A 17084-nucleotide genomic window follows, 5' to 3' on the forward strand; every position below is an offset into this window, starting at 1 on the left:
CGCATGGGAGAGTCCTTCCGCCAGGGCCGAGCAGCTGGCGTCTCGTCAGCTGAACCGACTCGGGCCCCGACGTGATCCACCGTCAGCCAGCACCCCGTCTCCCACCACTCGGGACGCTCAGCCGAGTGAACGCGTATCCCGCCCCGGCCGCCCCGATCCGATCCAACTCGCCTGCCGGGTCCGCCCATTGCGGCAAGGTCACAAAAGGGTGTCGCCCGGCGGCCGTCAGGGGGACGCCGGGCGACCCGAGCGGGGTGACGGCGCGGTCCGCCACCGTCCCTCGCGGGTCAGTCCAGGGCCAGTGCCGTGGTGAGAACCTGACCCAGCGTCGACTCGGCGTCCGTGACCGGACCCCGCGCCCGCCAGGCGACGAACCCGTCGGGACGGACGAGGACGGCGCCCGACACGGTCGTGCCGTGGCACTCCGCCCAGTCGGCACCGTCCTCGGGGGCCAGCTCGGCGTCGTCCCCGATCCCGATCCGGTACGACACGAGCGGCACGGACATCCGCTCGGCCAGACGGACGGCGGCCTTGTGCCAGCCGCTGGGCTCGCCCGCGTCGCTGAGCAGCACCAGGGACCGCTCGTAGAGGTCGAGGGTGGAGATACGGCGGCCCTCCTGCCGTACCCACATGTGGGGCGCCCTGCTGCCGGGCTCCCCGGTCAGGTCGAGCTGCTCCGGGATGACCGGCGTGGTGGGGTCCGCGTCCACGACGGCGCCGTTCGGGTAGCGGTGGCCGAGGGTCACGTTCAGGATGCCGCGCTGCGGCGTGCCGCCGGCGCCGGGCGGCGGTGTGTAGCCGGGGTGGCTGTGCTCGACCGACCGGGCGGCCGCACGGGCGCTGGTGGCCTCCGCCACCGGCCGGCGCTCCATGTCGTAGGTGTCCAGCAGGCGGTCCCCCGCCCAGCCGCCGAGCACCGCGGCCAGTTTCCAGGCCAGGTTGTGCGCGTCCTGGATGCCGGTGTTGGAGCCGAAGGCCCCGGTGGGGGACATCTCGTGGGCCGAGTCGCCGGCCAGGAAGACCCGTCCCGACCGGTAGGACCGTGCGACGCGCTGGGCGGCGTGCCAGGGGGCCCTGCCGGTGATCTCCACGTCGAGGTCGTCCACGCCGACCGCCCGGCGGATGTGGTCGATGCAGCGCTCGTCGGTGAAGTCCTCCAGCGTCTCGCCGTGCTCGGGGTGCCACGGGGCGTGGAAGACCCACTTCTCGCGGTTGTCCACCGGCAGCAGCGCGCCGTCGGCTTCCGGCCCGGTCAGATAGCACACGATGAAACGGCGGTCGCCGACCACATCGGCGAGCCGGCGGGAGCGGAAGGTCATGCTGATGTTGTGGAACAGCTCGCCCGGGCCGCTCTGGGCGATGCCGAGCCGCTCGCGCACGGGGCTGCGCGGCCCGTCGGCGGCCACCAGGTAGGCCGCCCGGACGGTGGTGTGCTCACCGGTGTTCCGGTCCTCGACCACCGCGGTCACCCCGGTGGAGTCGGTCTCGAACGACACCAGCTCGGTGGAGAAGCGCAGGTCGCCGCCGAGTGCCACGGCGTGGTCGAGCAGGACCGGCTCCAGGTCGTTCTGGCTGCACAGGCACCAGGAGCTCGGACTGAACCGGGCCAGGGCGCCGCCCGGGTCGATCCGCCGGAACAGCCACTCGCCCGCGTCGCCGACCAGGGTGGGCGTCTGCAGGATGCCGTGGTTCTCGGCCAGGGTGGCCGCGGCCTCGTGGATCGCCGGTTCGACGCCGGCCACCCGGAACAGCTCCATCGTGCGGACGTTGTTGCCCCGTCCACGGGGGTGGATGGACGTGCCGGCATGGCGCTCCACCACGGTGTGCCGCACACCCAGCCGGCCCAGGAACACCGAGGTCGACAGGCCCACCAGGGACCCGCCGACGATGAGGACGGGGACTGTGTGGGTGTGGTCGGACCGGTCGTCTCTTTCGTGCATCGCTCGCCTCCAGCGCGTCAGGTTCGCCGCTCCGGCCGGTACATGGCCGGTTACGGCCGGGATCTTCATGCATGCCCCACCCGGCACCCGCACGGCGGACGGCGGTGCAGGCTTCACTCGCTTAACCCGCAGGCGGCCCGCAAGCGGTCCCCGGGCGGCCCGCAAGCGGTCCCCGGGCGGCCCGCAAGCGGTCCCCGGGCGGCCCGCAGGTGGCCCGTGGGCGGCCCGTACGGCGGAGAAGGGCTCGATCCTCCGCGCAGGAGGCATGGCCATGCTTCGATTTATGACCTTTTCCTTGTATTGTCCGGTTTTTGAGGGGGCGTCACGTGCGGTGCGGCAACGAGCGCCCTCCGCGTCGGACACGGCGGCGGACGCACACCCTCGCCCGCCCCCACACCGCCGGCCCCCCACGAAAGGAAAGGCACCCCCCATGTCACCCTTGCCGCAACCGGCACCGCGCCGAGTCCGTCCGGGCCTCGTCGCGATCGCCGCCGTCACCGCAGTGATGACCGCCGGCGTCCTCCCGTCGTCTCCGGCGGCCGCGGCCCCGTTCCCTCCCCGCGCCGAGGACCCCGTCCCCGACGACTTCCGGGCGGGCGGCGCGCCGTCGGGGATCAGCACCCTGTCGGACACGTGGACGACTCCCTGGGGGATCTCCTTCCTGCCGGACGGGGACACGGCGCTGGTGACGGAACGCAACACCGGCGAGGTCTTCGAGGCCGGTCGCGACGGCTCGAGGCGGCGGGTCGGCAAGGTGCCGAACGTGGTCTGGAGCCTGGAGGCACAGGACAAGGGCGGGCTGCTGGGCGTCGCCGTGTCACCCACCTGGAACGGCACCACCGACCGGGACGTGTTCTTCATGGAGACCACGGCCACCGACAACCGCGTCGTCAAAATGGACTTCGACGGGACGTCCCTGAGCGGCTACACCCCCGTGCTCACCGGGATCCGCCGGGACACCCAGCACAACGGCGGAAACGTCGCCTTCGGCCCCGACGGCTACCTGTACGTCACCACCGGCGACGCGTTCGCGGGAAAGCTGGCCCAGGACAAGGACTCCCTCAACGGGAAGATCCTGCGCGTCACCCGCACCGGTGAGGCGGCCCCCGGCAACCCGTTCGGCACCCGCGTCTACAGCTACGGCCACCGCAACCCCCAGGGCCTCGCCTGGGACTCCCGGGGCAGGCTGTGGGAGACGGAGATCGGCCACCAGGCCTACGACGAGCTCAACCTCGTCGAGCCCGGCCGGAACTACGGCTGGCCCACCTGCGAGGGCTCCTGCTCCGCCGCGGGCATGACGAACCCGAAGCAGGTGTGGAAGCCGGACGAGGGAGGCGTACCCGCCCAGCTCGCGGTCGTCGACGACGTCATCTACGCGTCGACGCTGCGCGGCCGGCGGCTGTGGGCGCTGCCCATCGACAGCTCCGGCAAGGACGTCAGGACCGCCACGACGTACTACAGCAGCGCATACGGCCGGCTGCGCGCGCTGGTCAAGGTCCCCGGCGCCGACGAGCTCTGGCTCGGCACGAGCGACCGCGGCACCGACAAGGACCTGCTCCTCAAGGTCACCGTCGGGTGACCGCGGCCCGGCCGGGCCCCCGGCACCGCGCGGTGGGGCCGTCAGCAGGATGGACGATCACCGGTGGCCCGCGAAACGGCCGCCACCCACGATGCGTCGCGGGAGCCACGGCCTCTTCCGTACTCCCGCCCCTCACCTCCCCCACCGAAGGCACCGGGTCCCCTCCCGGCAGCGCGTCGGTGCCTTCGCACGACAGAAAAGGCAACGGAATGTCACGTATGGCACGTCCGGCGCTGCGCCGGGTCCGTCCGCGCACGGTCCTGGTCACCGCCGTCGCCGCCCTCCTGGGTGTCTGCGCCCTGCAGCCCCCGGCGACGGCCGATCCCGGCGTCCTCCCCGACGGCGGCAAGCCGACGGGCGCCTCCGTCCTCTCCGACAAGTGGACGAAGCCCTGGTCCATCTCCTTCCTGCCCGACGGCAAGCGGGCCCTGGTGACCGAGCGCGTCGCCGCCGCGGTCTGGGTGCAGCACCGCGACGGCACCAAGAAGAAGGTGGGCACGGTGCCCCACACCGTCGTCCCCTCGCCCACCGTCCTGTCGGGCAGCGGCGGGCTGCTGGGCGTGGCCCCCTCGCCCACCTGGAACGGCACCACCGACCAGGACGTCTTCTTCGTCCACACGGCCGCCAACGACCTCCGGGTCGTCAAGATGCGCTTCGACGGCACCTCGCTCAGCGGCTACACCGTCCTGGTCGGCGGCATCACCCGGGGCGGCGACCACAACGGCGGCAGGATCGCCTTCGGCCCCGACGGCCACCTGTACGTCACCACCGGCGAGGCGTACCAGTCGAAGCTCGCCCAGGACAAGAACTCCCTCAACGGCAAGATCCTGCGCATCACCCGCACCGGTGAGGCGGCCCCCGGCAACCCGTTCGGCACCCGCGTCTACAGCTACGGCCACCGCAACCCCCAGGGCCTCGCCTGGGACTCCCGGGGCAGGCTGTGGGAGACCGAGGTCGGCGACAGTGCCTGGGACGAGCTCAACCTCATCGAGCCGGGCCGCAACTACGGCTGGCCCACCTGCGAGGGCTCCTGCGCCAAGGCGGGCATGACCAACCCCAAGAGGGTCTGGAAGCCGAGCGAGGGAGGCGTACCCGCCCAGATCGCCGTCAGCGGCGACGTCCTGTACGTCTCGACACTGCGCGGCCAGCGCCTGTGGGCGCTGCCGATCGACGCCACCGGCAAGGACGTCGGCACCGCGAAGGCCTACTACAACGGCACCTACGGCCGGCTGCGGGCGATCGTCAAGGTCCCCGGCGCCGACCGGCTCTGGCTCGGCACCAGCGACCGGGGCGAGGACAAGGACCTCATCCTCGAAGTCACCACCGACTGACCTCCCTTCGCACGAAGGGACAACACCCACCTCCCCGAAAGGAAGTACGCACCATGCCCCAGACCGACGAGCAGATCCAGCACCCGGCCACCACCACGGAGCCGACCGACCGGACCGCCTGGCAGACCCCCGGCTACACGGTCGTCGACACCGCGCTGGAGGTCACCGCCTACTCCCTCTCCGTCCGCTAGCCCGCCGCCATGCTGCTGCAGGTGCTCGGCACCGCGGCAGGCGGCGGCATCCCTCAGTGGAACTGCGCGTGCCCCGGGTGCTCCGGGGCACGCGCCCATCCCGAGCGCCGCCGCCGCCACGCCTCGCTCGCGGTCGGCACGGACGACGGCCGCTGGTACGTCGTCAACGCGACCCCCGACATCGGCGACCAGATCGAGGCCCACCCCGAGCTCCGGCCGGAGCCCGGAACCCGGCGCACCCCGATCGCCGGAGTGGTCCTCACCGACGCCGAACTCGACCACACCCTCGGCCGCGCGCGGCTGCGCGAGGCCGACGGCGTGGAGATCCTCGCCACCGCCCCGGTCCGCCGGGCGCTGACCGACCGTCTGCGCCTCGACGACGTCCTGGGCTCCTACACCACGCTCACCTGGCGGGACCTGCCCTGCCACGGAGCGGTGCCCCTGCACGGCGGCGACGCGGACCGGGCCGGCCACGGCGTGCGGATCAGCGCCGTCCCCGTGTCCGGCAAACGCCCCCGCTACGCCGCCGACGCCCCGGAGGACGACGGCTGGGTGGTCGCCCTGCGCCTGTACGAGCCGGCCACCGGCCGGTCGGCCCTCTACGCCCCCGCCGTGGCCGTCTGGTCCGACGCGCTGCACCGGGCCGCCGCCGAGGCCGACTGCGTCATCGTCGACGGCACCTTCTGGGACGACGAGGAGCCGCGCCGCGCGGGGTTCTCCTCCCGCACCGCGACGGGCATGGGCCACCTGCCCGTCGACGGACCGGGCGGCACCGCCGGCATCCTCGCCGGACTGTCCGCCCGCTGCTACTACACGCACCTCAACAACACCAACCCCCTCGTCGACCCCACCGCGGCACAGCACAAGCGGCTCGCCCGACTGGGTGTCGAGGTGGCCTACGACGAGATGGTGATCGAGCTGTGACGACGGCACTGCCCACCCTGGCCGAGCCCTGGAGCCCCGCCGAGTTCGAGGCCCGCCTGCGCGAGGTGGGCCAGGAGCGGTACCACGACCGCCACCCCTTCAACGTACGGATGCACGAGGGCGACCTCAGCCCGGCGGAGGTCCGCCGGTGGATCGCCAACCGCTTCCACTACCAGCGCCACATCCCCGTCAAGGACGCGCTGATCACCGCGAAACTGGACTCCTCGCGGCTGCGGCGCATGTGGCTGCACAGGATCGAGGACCACGACGGCCGCCAGGACGGCGAGGGCGGCATCGAGCGCTGGCTGCGCCTCGGCGAGGCGGCCGGACTCGACCGCGCCGGCCTGCTGGCGGGCGACGGTGTCCTGCCGGGCGTGCGGCTGGCGGTGGAGGGCTACGTCAACTTCTGCCGGCTGCGCCCGCCGCTGGAGGCCGTCGCGGCCTCCCTCACCGAGCTGACCGCGCCCGACCTGATGCGCCTGCGCATCGACGCCTTCGAGCGCCACTACCCGTGGATCGAGCCGTCCGGACTCGACTACTTCCGCAGCCGCGTCCACCAGGGCCGGCGCGACAGCACCGAGGCGCTCGCCCTGGTCCTGGAGTGGGCCCGCACGCGCGAGGACCAGGAGCGGGCCGTGGCCGCGCTGAGCTTCAAGTGCGAGGTGCTGTGGGCCCTGCTGGACGCCGTGCAGCAGGAGGAACGGCGGGACGGGCCCGGACCGCGGTCTCACGACGGCCGGTCCGACGCGGCCGTACGGCGGTTCCCGGACGGCCGGTCCGACGCGGCCGTACGGCGGTCTCCGGACGGCCGGCCCGACGCGGTCGGAGAGCGGGAGCGTGGCGGCCGGCCGCTGCCGGACAGCCGTCCGTGGCGTCGCGACGGGCGGGACCAGCGGGACGGCCGCGTGGCGCCGGCCGGCCGTCCCTGGCGCCATGACGGACGGGGGCAGGGGTGACACCGGTGCCCGACAGCCGGTGGCGACCCGCCCTCGCCCCGGCCCTCATGCTGCGGCACGACCGCGTGCGCGGCACCGACCTGCTGGTCCTGCCGGAACGCGTGGTCGTCCTCCAGGGACACGCCGGCCAGGTCGTCGGCCTGTGCGACGGCACGCGCACCGTGCGCGGCATCGTCGACGAACTGGCCGAACGCTACCCGGGTGCCCCGGTGGCCACCGAAGTCCCCTCCTTCCTCGACCGCCTGCACCAGGAGGGCTGGATCGCATGACCGTCTCCCCCGCGTCGGTGGACCCGGCCGACGCCCAGGGCTCCGCCCCCGTGGCGCGGCCCTGGGCGCTGCTCGCCGAACTCACCCACGCGTGCCCGCTGCACTGCCCCTACTGCTCCAACCCCGTGGAACTGGCCCGCCGGTCGGGCGAGCTGAGCACGGGGGAGTGGGCGGACGTACTGCGCCAGGCCGCCGCACTGGGCGTCGTCCACACGCATCTCTCCGGCGGCGAGCCCCTGCTCCGCCCCGACCTGGAGGAGATCGTCGCCGCCGCCGAGGCCGCCGGGATCTACACCCAGCTGGTCACCAGCGGCACCGGCCTGGACGAGCCCCGGCTGGCCGCGCTGCGCACGGCGGGGCTGCGCAGCGTCCAGCTCTCCGTCCAGCACGCGGAGCCGAAGGCCAACGACCGGATCGCCGGCCGCCCGTCCTCCTTCGCCGCCAAGGAGCGGGCGGCGGCCCTCGTCCGCCGGGCCGGGCTGCCCCTCGGTCTGAACGTGGTGCTGCACCGCGACAACCTCGACGCCGTGGACGACCTCGTCGAGCTGGGCGTGGCCTGGGGCGTGGACCGGATCGAGCTGGCCAACACCCAGTTCTACGGCTGGGGGCTGCTCAACCGGGCCGCGCTGCTGCCCACGCGCGCCCAGTTGGCTCGCGCGCGCGAGTCCGTCGAGCGCCGGCGGGAACAGCTCGCCGGCCGGGTCGACCTGGTCTGGGTCGTCCCCGACTACTTCGACGGGGTCGCCAAGCCCTGCATGGGCGGGTGGGGGGCGGTCTCGCTGACCGTCGCGCCGGACGGCACCGTCCTGCCCTGCCCGGCGGCCGCCTCCCTGCCCGACCTCGACGCGCCCTCCGTACGGGACCGTTCCCTGGCCTGGATCTGGGATCACTCCCCGGCCTTCGGCCGCTTCCGCGGCACCGGCTGGATGACCGGCCCCTGCGGGGGCTGCCCGCGCCGGGAGGAGGACTTCGGCGGCTGCCGCTGCCAGGCGTACGCCCTCACCGGCGACGCGGCCCGCACCGACCCGGCGTGCGCGCTCTCCCCCGACCACCACCTGGTGCGCACGCTCGTCGACGACCACGGCTCCACCGCGCAACCCCCGCCGCCCTACGTCTACCGCCGCCCCGGGGTGGTGCCGCAGGGGCGCTGACCGCCCGGCACCGACCGCCCGGCACCGACCGTCCGGCACCGACCGTCCGGCACCGACCGTCCGGCACCGGCCGTCCGGCACTGCGCGTCCGGCACCGACCGTCCGGCACTGCGCGTCCGGCACCGACCGTCCGGCACCGGCCGTCCGGCACCGACCGTCCGGCACCGGCCGTCCGGCACCGACCGTCCGGCACCGGCCGTCCGGCACTGCGCGTCCGGCACCGACCGTCCGGCACTGCGCGCCCGGCACTGAGCGGTCGGCGCCGAGTGCCGAGCGGTCGGCGCCGAGTGCCGAGCGGTCGGCGCCGGCCGGGGCCGCCCGGTCCGGTCATCCGCGCATCCCGAGGGCCTGGAGCAGACCGTCCGCGCTGTCCGGCCCGGTGCCCCGGCGGAATCCGGCGCCGATCTGCCGGGCGAGCTCGCGGCCACAGTCCGCGCACCAGTCCCACCACCGGTCCAGGGCCGCCGCGTCGAGCCGCTCGGCGGGCACCAGCGCGGGCCAGCCGCAGGCACGGGCCTGCGCCGTCACCTTCGCGCCGCCCTCGACCGGGTCGACGGCCAGCGCGGGAACGCCCGCGCGCAGCGCGAGCAGCATCCCGTGCAGCCGGTCGGTGACGACCAGGTCGAGCCGGGAGAGCACCGACTCCAGCTGGGCCGGCGTCGCGTGCAGGCGCCAGTCGTGCGCGTCGAGCCGGGTCTCCAGTTCCAGGCGCGCGCAGTCCCGGCCGGACAGCCAGCGTGTCACCTCCTCGGCGACCCGCTCGTGCCGTCGGCGCGCCCCGTACTCGTGCTGGCCGTGGGTGAGGATCACCCCGACGACGGGGCGGGCGGGCAGCGCGGGCGCGCGGGCCGCCAGGTCACGGGTGGGCTCCGGGCCGCCGCCGTCGCGGGCCAGTACCCGGTGGAAGCCGGTGACGGCCGGGCCTTCGGGGTCGACGACGGAGACGCCCACGGCGATCCGCGCACAGTGCGCGAAGCGCCGGTGCAGCTCCTCGATCTGCGGCCCGTGCAGGGGACCGCAGACGAACACCAGGTGCGAGTACTCCTCGGGCCGGACCCGCGACAGATGCAGACCGCCGGGACGGAACCCCGGACTCCAGGCGACGTCGTGGTCCACACCCGCCTGCCGCAGCACGTCCCGCACCCGGTCCAGCGCCAGCACGTCACCGGCGGTCGCCTCCCCGTCCGGGAAGCCGAACCACCCGGTCACCAGGATCCGCCGCGGCTCCGCCACGGCGACCCGGGTGCCCATCCGGCCGGACGGCAACCACCGGCCGCCGGCGCCCTCGGCTACCAGGTGAGGGCCGCCCTGCGGAGGCGGTCGCGCACCCGCAGGACGTCCGGGTTGGTGTCGGCGCCGGGACGCTGGACGAGGAAGAGGGTGTTGAGCGGGGCCTCCTCCGGGTCGTGCAGGAGGACCAGCCGGCCGGAGTCCAGGTACTCCTGGCACAGGGAGCGGGGCAGCACGCTGTACCCGGCGCCGGAGTTGACCGCCGACAGGACGGCGTACAGGTTGGGCACGGTCAGGGCGGCGCGCGCGGTGAGCTGCCTGCCGAAGACGGTGCGCCAGTAGCGGCGGGCGATGGGCAGGTCCTCCGCGTAGGTGACCAGGGGGAGGTCGCGGAGCGCGGCGCACAGGTCGTCGGCGTCGGGCCGGTCCCCGACGCGCCGGGCCCAGGCGGGGGCGGCGACGAGCACGTACTCCTCGTCGGCGAGCGGCACCGACTCCAGGGCCCGTCCGCGCGGCCGCCGGGTGGCGATGACCAGGTCGTGCCGGCCCGCGCGCAGCTCCTCCAGCAGCGGCTCGGGCAGCCCCTGGGCGACCCGTAGCTGCACGCCCTCGGCGATCAGCCGGGTGAGCGCGGGCAGGACGCGGACGCACAGCAGCTCCGACGGGCCGGCCAGGTGGACCGGGGCGGTGCGCCCGGACAGCGGGCCGGTGCCCTCGAGCACGGCCAGCGCGTCCAGCGGCCCCGCGATCTGGCCCGCGAGCTCGTGGGCGAGGGGGGTGGGTTCCACACCGCGGGGGAGCCGGGTGAAGAGCTCGCGGCCGGTCTGCTGCTCCAGCGTGCGGATCTGGGCGGTCACGGTGGGCTGCGAGAGGCCGAGGAGCGGGGCCGCCGCGGTGAAGGTGCCGGAGCGGTAGACGGCGAGGAAGGTGCGCAGCAGGTTCAGGTCCGCGTGCGCCGGGAGCTTCCTGCTCCGGTCGGTCGCCGGGCCCGTCCCGTCCAGTGTCCGGTCGGTCATGCCGTCCATGGTATTCCCCGTCCACCATCGGGCTTCCGATCGCTGGGATCGGGATCCCTATTGGCCCTCCGATGGGGCGCGGGTCTAGCGTCGTGGGTGTCGCCGTGATGCGGCGGCGCATCCGGCCGACGAGGATGCAGCCGGAGCCCCGGAAGCTCCGGAAGCTCCGCCGACCCTCCCCCCACCGCTTCGGAGAGACCCCCCATGACCACGCAGAACGCGATCAACTGGCCCGACACGTACCTGCCCGGCACCGGCGACAACTTCGTCTCCAACGAGGTGATCGTCCAGGGCGTCACCGCCGCCGACGTCTGGCGGTACCTGACCGACACCTCGACCTGGGAGTCGTACTACGACAACGTCGCCGACATCTCCTTCCCCGACGGCGGCGGCCCCGAGCTGGGCGACGACCTCGCCTTCCGCTTCGGCACCTTCGGCTTCCCGCCCCTGGACGCGCACGTCGTGGAGTTCCAGGCCCCGGCCGAGGGCGTGCCGGGCCGGCTGTCCTGGACGGCGAAGCAGGAGGGCGGGCCCGAGGAGCGCCTCGACGTGCTGCACGCCTGGCTGGTGGAGGACCTGCCCGGCGACCGGGTCCGGGTCCTCACCCAGGAGACCCAGATCGGCGCGCCGGCCGCCGCACTGGCCGCCGAGCGCCCGAACCCCATGCTCAACGGCCACCAGGCGTGGCTGGACGGACTGATCCGGGCCGCCTCCGGCATGCTGGGCGCCTGACAGACCGTGGACTCCCGGCCGCGACCGCGCACTTCGCGGTGCGGCCGGGCCCCGCACCCCTTCGCACCCCTTCGCACGGATCGGTAATCGACGTCATGACCGACAAGCTCACCGTGAGCGTTCTGGGCACCGGCATCATGGGCGCCGCCATGGCCCGCAACCTCGCCCGCGCCGGACACACCGTCCGCGTCTGGAACCGCAGTCGCGCCAAGGCGGAGCCGCTGGCCGCCGACGGGGCGCACATCGCCGGCACGCCCGCCGAGGCGGTCGACGGCGCCGACGTGGTCCTGACCATGCTGTACGACGGTCCCGCCGCCCTGGACGTCATGCGGCAGGCCGCTCCCGCCCTGCGTCCCGGCACCGCGTGGGTGCAGTCCACCACCGCCGGCGTCGAGGCCGTCGAGGACCTGGCCGCGTTCGCCGACGAGCACGGCCTGGTCTTCTTCGACGCGCCCGTCCTCGGCACCCGCCAGCCCGCCGAGGCCGGTCAGCTCCTCGTGCTCGCCGCCGGGCCGGCCGACCGCCGCGACGCGGTGACCCCGGTCCTCGACGCGGTCGGCGCCCGGACGGTGTGGACCGGTGAGGACGGCGCGCAGGGCAGCGCCACCCGGCTGAAGCTGGTGGCCAACAGCTGGGTCATCGCCGCGACCGCCGCGGCCGGCGAGGTGCTGGCCCTCTCCCGGGCGCTCGGCGTCGACCCGCAGAGCTTCTTCGACGCCATCGCGGGCGGACCGCTGGACATGGGGTACCTGCGGGCGAAGTCGGGGCTGATCCTCGACGGCCGGCTGTCGCCGCCCCAGTTCGCGGTGGCCACCGCCGCCAAGGACGCCCGTCTGATCGTCGAGGCCGGGGAGCGGCGCGGCGTGCGCCTGGACGTGGCCGCCGCGAGCGCCGAACGGATGGAGCGCGCCGCCGCCCGGGGCCACGCCGACGAGGACATGGCCGCCGCGTACTACGCGAGCTTCGACGACGAGCCCGCTTCCTGAGGGAACGAGAGGAACCGAGAGGAACCGAGATGTCCAAGCCCCCACTGCCGCCCGAGGCCTCCGACCTGCTGCGCCGCCCCAACCCGGCCGTCATGGCGACCCTGCGCTCGGACGGGGCGCCGGTCTCCACCCCCACCTGGTACCTGTGGGAGGACGACCGCGTCCTGATCAGCCTGGACGAGGGCCGGGTCCGGCTGAAGCACCTGCGCCGCGACCCGCGCCTGACCGTCACCGTCCTCGCCGACGACGACTGGTACACGCACGTCACGCTCATCGGCCGTGTCGTCGAGACGTACGAGGACGAGGGCCTCGCCGACATCGACCGCATCGCCACCCACTACACCGGCAAGCCCTACACCGACCGTGTCCGCGCCCGCGTCAGCGCCTGGATCGAGGTCGAGCGCTGGCACGGCTGGGGCGCGATGAAGGACAGCGACCAGGCGTCCACCTGAAAGCCGTGCGTGAAGGAGAGGTGTCGTACCCCATGCGTGCCCTGGTTCTCGACCGTCCCGGCGGCCCCGGCACCCTGCGCGTCGCCGACGTGCCCCGCCCCGAGCCCGGTCCCGGCCGGGTGCGGGTGCGGGTGGAGGCGTGCGGACTGAACCCGGTGGACTACCAGGTCGCCGCCGGCGGCCACCCCGACTGGGCCTGGCCCCACGTCCTCGGTCTGGACGCGGCCGGCACGGTCGACGCGGTGGGCGACGGTGTCACCGGCGTCCGGCCGGGGGAGCGGGTCGTCTTCCACGGCGACCTGCGCCGCCCCGGCGGATTCGCCGAATACGTGCTCGCCGATGAGGCGGTCCTGGCGCGGATCCCCGCTTCCGTGGACGCGGTGACGGCCGCCGCCCTGCCCTGCGCGGGCATGACGGCCCATCAGGCGGTGGTGCGCCGGTTGCGGGTGACCGCCGGTGACACGGTCCTGATCACCGCCGGCGCGGGTGGGGTGGGCGGCTTCGCCGTCCAGCTCGCCGCCCGTGCCGGAGCCCGGGTGATCGCGACGGCGTCCGCCCCCAACGCCGAGCACGTCCGCGCGCTGGGCGCCCACGAGGTCGTCGACCACCGCACCGAGGACGTGTCCGCCCGGGTGCGGGAGCTGACCGGGGGGCGGGGTGTCGACGCGGTGGTGGACACCGTCGGCCCGGAGTCCGCCGCGGCCAACCTGACCCTGCTGGTGCACGGCGGCGGGCTCGCCGCCGTCGCCGGCCGCCCGGACCTGGCCGTGGTGCCGCCGTTCACCCTCGCGCCCTCGCTGCACGAGATCGCCCTGGGCGCCGCGTACAGCCACGGCGACGCGCGTGCCCGTGCCGATCTGTCCGCCATGCTCGGCGAACTGCTCGCCCTGGTCGCGGACGGACGCCTGGACCCCATGCTGTCCAGGACGCTCACCCCCGAGCAGGTCCCGGCGGCCCTGACCGAGCTGGCCGGCCGCCGGGTGCGCGGCAAGCTGGTGCTGTCCTGGTCCTGACGGTCCTGGTCCTGACGGTCCTGGTCCTGACGGGGGAGCACGCCAGGACGCCCCCGCGGAGATCCCTCCCCGCGGGGGCGCCCGGTCACGGGCCGGTGGACCACCCGGCCCGTGACCGTCACCTCAGGTCGCGCCCGTCACTTCAGGTAGGGGCCGTCCGACCCGATCTTGCCGGGGCCGTTGAGGACGTAGACCCGCAGGTTGCCCTTGCCGGGCGCGGCGACGCTCAGGGTGCCGTTGGAGACGGTCCTGACGTCTCCGGTGACCGCGTCCCGGTAGGTGCCGTTGGGCACGCCGGTGAAGGTGGCGTCGCCCGTGACGGTGACCAGCGCGAAGCTGTCGGTGCTGCCGCTGGTGTACCGCCGCTTGAAGGCCATGGAGCCGGAGATGCCGTCGGTGGAGTACTGGCCCATCTGGAGCGCCGGGACCGCCCGGCGGATCTGGTTCAGCCGCTGCACGTGCTTGACCAGGGGCTGGCTCAGCGTCGTGGCGACCTGCCCGCTCGCGGAGTCGACCTTGGAGAAGTCCGACACCGAGAGGCTGCCGGCCAGGTGGTCGCCGAAGTAGGCGCGGCCGGTCGTGGCCAGCGGGCAGCTGGGCCCGCAGTCGATCCGCTGGCCCGCCTGGAACTCGATCTCCGAGCCGTAGTACAGGGTGGGGATGCCGCGGAAGGTCCACATCAGGGACATGTTCTCGGCCCAGGCGTCGGTGCCGCCGCTGTAGCGCGTACTGCTCTTGTTCGGGCCGTAGTCGTGGCTGTCGACGTAGACGACGTTGTAGGTGGCGTCGTTGACGCTGTCGTCGGAGTCCTTGCCGTTGTTGTAGGCGTTCTGCGCGTCACTGAAGTTCATGTGCATGCGCATGTCGATGATGTTCATGCCGGAGAACTTGCTGTGGTCGGGCGTGTGGTAGCTGTTGCCGTCGAGGAAGGCGTTGGTGGACGTCGGCTGGTTGCCGGTGCCCTGCTGCTGCTCGTAATCGAACTGCTCCAGCGCGGCGGTGGCGTCGTCGGCGCTGTACTCCTTGCGCTCCTTCCATGTGTAGAACTGCGCCGAGTGGTTGGGTGATCCCCGGTTCCACTTGTCGTTGACGAACGCGGCGACCTCGCCGAAGACGAAGAAGTTCTCCGCCGCCGCGGTGCCGAACCGCTGGGTGACCCGGTCGTAGATGGCGGGCAGGAACCGGCGGTTCCAGGTGACGCGGGGGATGTGCACCGCGGTGTCGACGCGGAAGCCGTCGACCCCCATGTCGATGTACTTGTTGTACGCGCCGATCAGGTAGTTCTGCACGGGCGTCGACTCGGTGTTGAAGTCGGCGAGGTCCTCGTGCAGCCAGCAGGAGCGGGCGTCCTCGCCCTCCCAGTTGCCGATCCAGCACTGGTGGTAGTACGCCTTCGGGAACATGCCCGAGGTGGGGCTCGGCCACTGGCAGTTGTAGACCGTGTACCCCTCGGCGCTCTTGCCTCCGGTGGGAACGCCCCAGTTCAGGCAGGTGTTGCCGGACGGCTCGGCCGTCGACCACAGGTCGCCGTTGTAGTACGACTTGCCCGACTTGGTCTCCATGGTGAGGCCGTCGTACTCGAAGCCCTCGTTCTTCTCGTCGTAGTACCAGCTCCACTGGGTGTCGCGCACCCCGTACACCGTCGGGGTGTACAGGCCCTTGGCGCCCCAGCGGGAGGAGTGGTTGTAGACGACGTCCTGGTAGATCTTCATGCCCTTGGCGTGGGCGGCGTTGATCAGGTCCTGGTAGGAGGCGCCGGCCGACTCCAGGCGGGCGTCGACCTTGTAGAAGTCGTAGCCGTGGTAGCCGTGGTAGTCGTAGTCGGAGCGGTTGAGCACCACGGGGGTGATCCACACGGCGGAGAAGCCGAGGCCCTTGATGTAGTCGAGCTTGTCGACCAGGCCCTTGAAGTCGCCGCGGAACATGGGGTCGTTGTTGGCGGAGTTGCCCGACTTGACGTGCTGGCTGCCGCCGCGGTTGTTGGAGGTGTCACCGTCGTTGAACCGCGCGGTGAGCACGAAGTAGATCGGGTCCTTGCGCGGGTCCGTGCCCAGCGGGGTGCCGGAGGCGGCCTCCTCCGGCGCGCTCCCGGTGGTGGCCGACGCGCCGGCCGAGGCGGCGGAGACGTTCCCGGCGGCGTCCACGGCCCGCACCGTGTAGGTGTAGGCGGTGTTCTCCTCCAGGCCGGTGTCGGAGAACACGGTGGAGGTGACGTCGGTGACCATCGAGCCCTTGGTACCGCCGGTGCGCGTGACCTGGTAGCCCGTCACGCCGGTGTCGTCCGTGGCCGCGTTCCACGACACGACGACCGAGGTGTTCGTCGCGGAGGCCTGGACGCCGGTCGGGGCGGTGGGCGCCTCGGTGTCCGGCTCCTGGGCCGCGCACGGGTCGTCGGCGTCGGCGGTGACGGTGTTGTTCGCCACCGTGCTCGTGCCGGACGCGATCGTGTAGTCGGCCCCGTTGTTGTTGTCCCAGGTGCCGTTGCCGTTGTTGAAGGCGGCCTTCAGCGAGGTGGCGGAGCCGAGGTCGACGGTCTTCTTCCACCAGCCGGTGCAGGCCGCTTCCATGCCGACGCCGGGGACGGTGGTCCAGGACCCGCCGGCCGGGGCGTAGTGGAAGTTCACGGTGGTCCAGCCGGTCGCCTGCGACGAGTAGTACACGGTGGCCGACTGCGAGGTCTCCGGATCCGACTCGGCGCAGGGGTCGCTGTGCGCGATGACCCCGTCCTTGACGGTGATGTCACCGGTGCCCAGGGCGTAGTTCTGGCCCGCGTTGTTGTCCCAGGTGCCCGAGCCGTTGTTGAAGGTGGCCTGGAGCCCGGTGGCCGAGCCCAGGTCGACGGTGAGTTTCACCCAGTCGGTACAGGCGGCCTGCATGACGGTGCCCGGCACGGTCGTCCAGGAACCGCCGTCGGGGGCGTAGTGCAGATAGGTGGAGGACCAGTTCCTGGTCTTCGTGTAGTAGAAGACCGTCGCCGAGTTCGTGTCGGCGGCCGCCTGTTCGGCGGCCGGGGCGGTGGGACCCGTGACGGCCGTCAGGGCGAGGAGCCCTGCCGCCAGGGAGCCCGCGGTCCAGCCGCGGGCGGGTGGTCGATGGCGTCTCATGTGCGTCTCTCCAGTGGGGTGAGGCGGAACCCGTGGCTCCTTGTGGACGCACACCGCAGATCCTGACGCGCCTCGAGAATCCCGATGCACCCACACCTGCAACGCATCGTCTGTCTGAAATTTCCAGCAACTTCTTGCAGGCGCCTGGAGATTACCTGTGCATGTCAGTGTCGTAAAGGGGGTGCGCAGGGACCCGTTGCCGTGGGGCCG

General features: G+C 73.3%; 14 protein-coding genes and 1 pseudogene. 11 read left to right on the forward strand and 4 right to left on the reverse strand.

Features of this window, described 5'->3' with window-relative positions:
* Window positions 1–287: 287 nt before the first annotated feature.
* On the reverse strand, window positions 288–1940 hold the full coding sequence (locus tag ACFV9M_RS02235) for an FAD-dependent oxidoreductase (protein WP_385071577.1): 1653 nt from the start codon (window positions 1938–1940) through the stop codon (window positions 288–290).
* 430 nt (window positions 1941–2370) lie between these two features.
* Here ACFV9M_RS02235 and ACFV9M_RS02240 point away from each other — a divergent pair, with 430 nt between their 5' ends.
* The 7 genes and pseudogenes from ACFV9M_RS02240 to pqqE all read left to right on the forward strand — a co-directional run bounded on the left by ACFV9M_RS02240 (window position 2371) and on the right by pqqE (window position 8341).
* Window positions 2371–3519 (forward strand): PQQ-dependent sugar dehydrogenase, encoded by a 1149-nt coding sequence (locus tag ACFV9M_RS02240; protein ID WP_385071580.1) that lies wholly within the window; start codon window positions 2371–2373, stop codon window positions 3517–3519.
* A gap of 218 nt (window positions 3520–3737) precedes the next feature.
* Entirely contained in the window at window positions 3738–4850 is a 1113-nt protein-coding gene (locus tag ACFV9M_RS02245) for a PQQ-dependent sugar dehydrogenase (RefSeq protein ID WP_385071582.1), read from the forward strand.
* A gap of 53 nt (window positions 4851–4903) precedes the next feature.
* On the forward strand, window positions 4904–5041 hold the full coding sequence (gene pqqA / locus ACFV9M_RS02250; protein ID WP_385071585.1) for a pyrroloquinoline quinone precursor peptide PqqA: 138 nt from the start codon (window positions 4904–4906) through the stop codon (window positions 5039–5041).
* Window positions 5042–5050: 9 nt separating this feature from the next.
* Window positions 5051–5965 (forward strand): pyrroloquinoline quinone biosynthesis protein PqqB, encoded by a 915-nt coding sequence (pqqB, locus tag ACFV9M_RS02255; protein WP_385102312.1) that lies wholly within the window; start codon window positions 5051–5053, stop codon window positions 5963–5965.
* 8 nt (window positions 5966–5973) lie between these two features.
* Window positions 5974–6684: pseudogene (gene pqqC / locus ACFV9M_RS02260) on the forward strand (pyrroloquinoline-quinone synthase PqqC); the annotation flags it as partial.
* 284 nt (window positions 6685–6968) lie between these two features.
* Complete coding sequence (gene pqqD, locus ACFV9M_RS02265) at window positions 6969–7190, forward strand: pyrroloquinoline quinone biosynthesis peptide chaperone PqqD (RefSeq protein ID WP_385071629.1); 222 nt, start codon at window positions 6969–6971, stop codon at window positions 7188–7190.
* Window positions 7187–8341, forward strand: coding sequence for a pyrroloquinoline quinone biosynthesis protein PqqE (gene pqqE, locus ACFV9M_RS02270; protein WP_385071593.1), 1155 nt, complete (start codon window positions 7187–7189; stop codon window positions 8339–8341). The genes pqqD and pqqE overlap by 4 nt, the downstream gene beginning before the upstream one ends.
* A gap of 327 nt (window positions 8342–8668) precedes the next feature.
* Here pqqE and ACFV9M_RS02275 read toward each other — a convergent pair whose 3' ends face one another.
* Both ACFV9M_RS02275 and ACFV9M_RS02280 read right to left on the reverse strand, forming a co-directional pair.
* On the reverse strand, window positions 8669–9592 hold the full coding sequence (locus tag ACFV9M_RS02275) for a polysaccharide pyruvyl transferase family protein (protein WP_385071595.1): 924 nt from the start codon (window positions 9590–9592) through the stop codon (window positions 8669–8671).
* A gap of 38 nt (window positions 9593–9630) precedes the next feature.
* Window positions 9631–10587, reverse strand: a complete 957-nt coding sequence (locus ACFV9M_RS02280; RefSeq protein WP_385071597.1) for a LysR family transcriptional regulator — start codon at window positions 10585–10587, stop codon at window positions 9631–9633.
* A 204-nt stretch (window positions 10588–10791) separates the two neighbouring features.
* Here ACFV9M_RS02280 and ACFV9M_RS02285 point away from each other — a divergent pair, with 204 nt between their 5' ends.
* The 4 genes from ACFV9M_RS02285 to ACFV9M_RS02300 all read left to right on the forward strand — a co-directional run bounded on the left by ACFV9M_RS02285 (window position 10792) and on the right by ACFV9M_RS02300 (window position 13770).
* On the forward strand, window positions 10792–11319 hold the full coding sequence (locus tag ACFV9M_RS02285; protein ID WP_385071600.1) for an SRPBCC domain-containing protein: 528 nt from the start codon (window positions 10792–10794) through the stop codon (window positions 11317–11319).
* A 95-nt stretch (window positions 11320–11414) separates the two neighbouring features.
* Window positions 11415–12305, forward strand: coding sequence for an NAD(P)-dependent oxidoreductase (locus ACFV9M_RS02290; RefSeq protein ID WP_385071602.1), 891 nt, complete (start codon window positions 11415–11417; stop codon window positions 12303–12305).
* Between the two features lie 29 nt (window positions 12306–12334).
* Entirely contained in the window at window positions 12335–12757 is a 423-nt protein-coding gene (locus tag ACFV9M_RS02295) for a PPOX class F420-dependent oxidoreductase (protein WP_385071605.1), read from the forward strand.
* A gap of 32 nt (window positions 12758–12789) precedes the next feature.
* Window positions 12790–13770 (forward strand): zinc-binding dehydrogenase, encoded by a 981-nt coding sequence (locus ACFV9M_RS02300; protein ID WP_385071607.1) that lies wholly within the window; start codon window positions 12790–12792, stop codon window positions 13768–13770.
* 137 nt (window positions 13771–13907) lie between these two features.
* Here the strand turns inward: ACFV9M_RS02300 and ACFV9M_RS02305 are convergent, their stop codons facing one another.
* Complete coding sequence (locus ACFV9M_RS02305) at window positions 13908–16874, reverse strand: carbohydrate binding domain-containing protein (protein ID WP_385071610.1); 2967 nt, start codon at window positions 16872–16874, stop codon at window positions 13908–13910.
* Window positions 16875–17084 lie beyond the last annotated feature (210 nt).

Source organism: Streptomyces sp. NPDC059895 (assembly GCF_042731035.1).
In the GTDB taxonomy this organism is placed as follows: domain Bacteria; phylum Actinomycetota; class Actinomycetes; order Streptomycetales; family Streptomycetaceae; genus Streptomyces.

Coding starts and splice junctions, on each gene's coding strand:
- ACFV9M_RS02235 (WP_385071577.1), bottom strand. CDS start 1,940: ATGCACGAAAGAGACGACCGGTCCGACCACACCCACACAGTCCCCGTC.
- ACFV9M_RS02240 (WP_385071580.1), top strand. CDS start 2,371: ATGTCACCCTTGCCGCAACCGGCACCGCGCCGAGTCCGTCCGGGCCTC.
- ACFV9M_RS02245 (WP_385071582.1), top strand. CDS start 3,738: ATGGCACGTCCGGCGCTGCGCCGGGTCCGTCCGCGCACGGTCCTGGTC.
- pqqA (WP_385071585.1), top strand. CDS start 4,904: ATGCCCCAGACCGACGAGCAGATCCAGCACCCGGCCACCACCACGGAG.
- pqqB (WP_385102312.1), top strand. CDS start 5,051: ATGCTGCTGCAGGTGCTCGGCACCGCGGCAGGCGGCGGCATCCCTCAG.
- pqqD (WP_385071629.1), top strand. CDS start 6,969: ATGCTGCGGCACGACCGCGTGCGCGGCACCGACCTGCTGGTCCTGCCG.
- pqqE (WP_385071593.1), top strand. CDS start 7,187: ATGACCGTCTCCCCCGCGTCGGTGGACCCGGCCGACGCCCAGGGCTCC.
- ACFV9M_RS02275 (WP_385071595.1), bottom strand. CDS start 9,592: ATGGGCACCCGGGTCGCCGTGGCGGAGCCGCGGCGGATCCTGGTGACC.
- ACFV9M_RS02280 (WP_385071597.1), bottom strand. CDS start 10,587: ATGACCGACCGGACACTGGACGGGACGGGCCCGGCGACCGACCGGAGC.
- ACFV9M_RS02285 (WP_385071600.1), top strand. CDS start 10,792: ATGACCACGCAGAACGCGATCAACTGGCCCGACACGTACCTGCCCGGC.
- ACFV9M_RS02290 (WP_385071602.1), top strand. CDS start 11,415: ATGACCGACAAGCTCACCGTGAGCGTTCTGGGCACCGGCATCATGGGC.
- ACFV9M_RS02295 (WP_385071605.1), top strand. CDS start 12,335: ATGTCCAAGCCCCCACTGCCGCCCGAGGCCTCCGACCTGCTGCGCCGC.
- ACFV9M_RS02300 (WP_385071607.1), top strand. CDS start 12,790: ATGCGTGCCCTGGTTCTCGACCGTCCCGGCGGCCCCGGCACCCTGCGC.
- ACFV9M_RS02305 (WP_385071610.1), bottom strand. CDS start 16,874: ATGAGACGCCATCGACCACCCGCCCGCGGCTGGACCGCGGGCTCCCTG.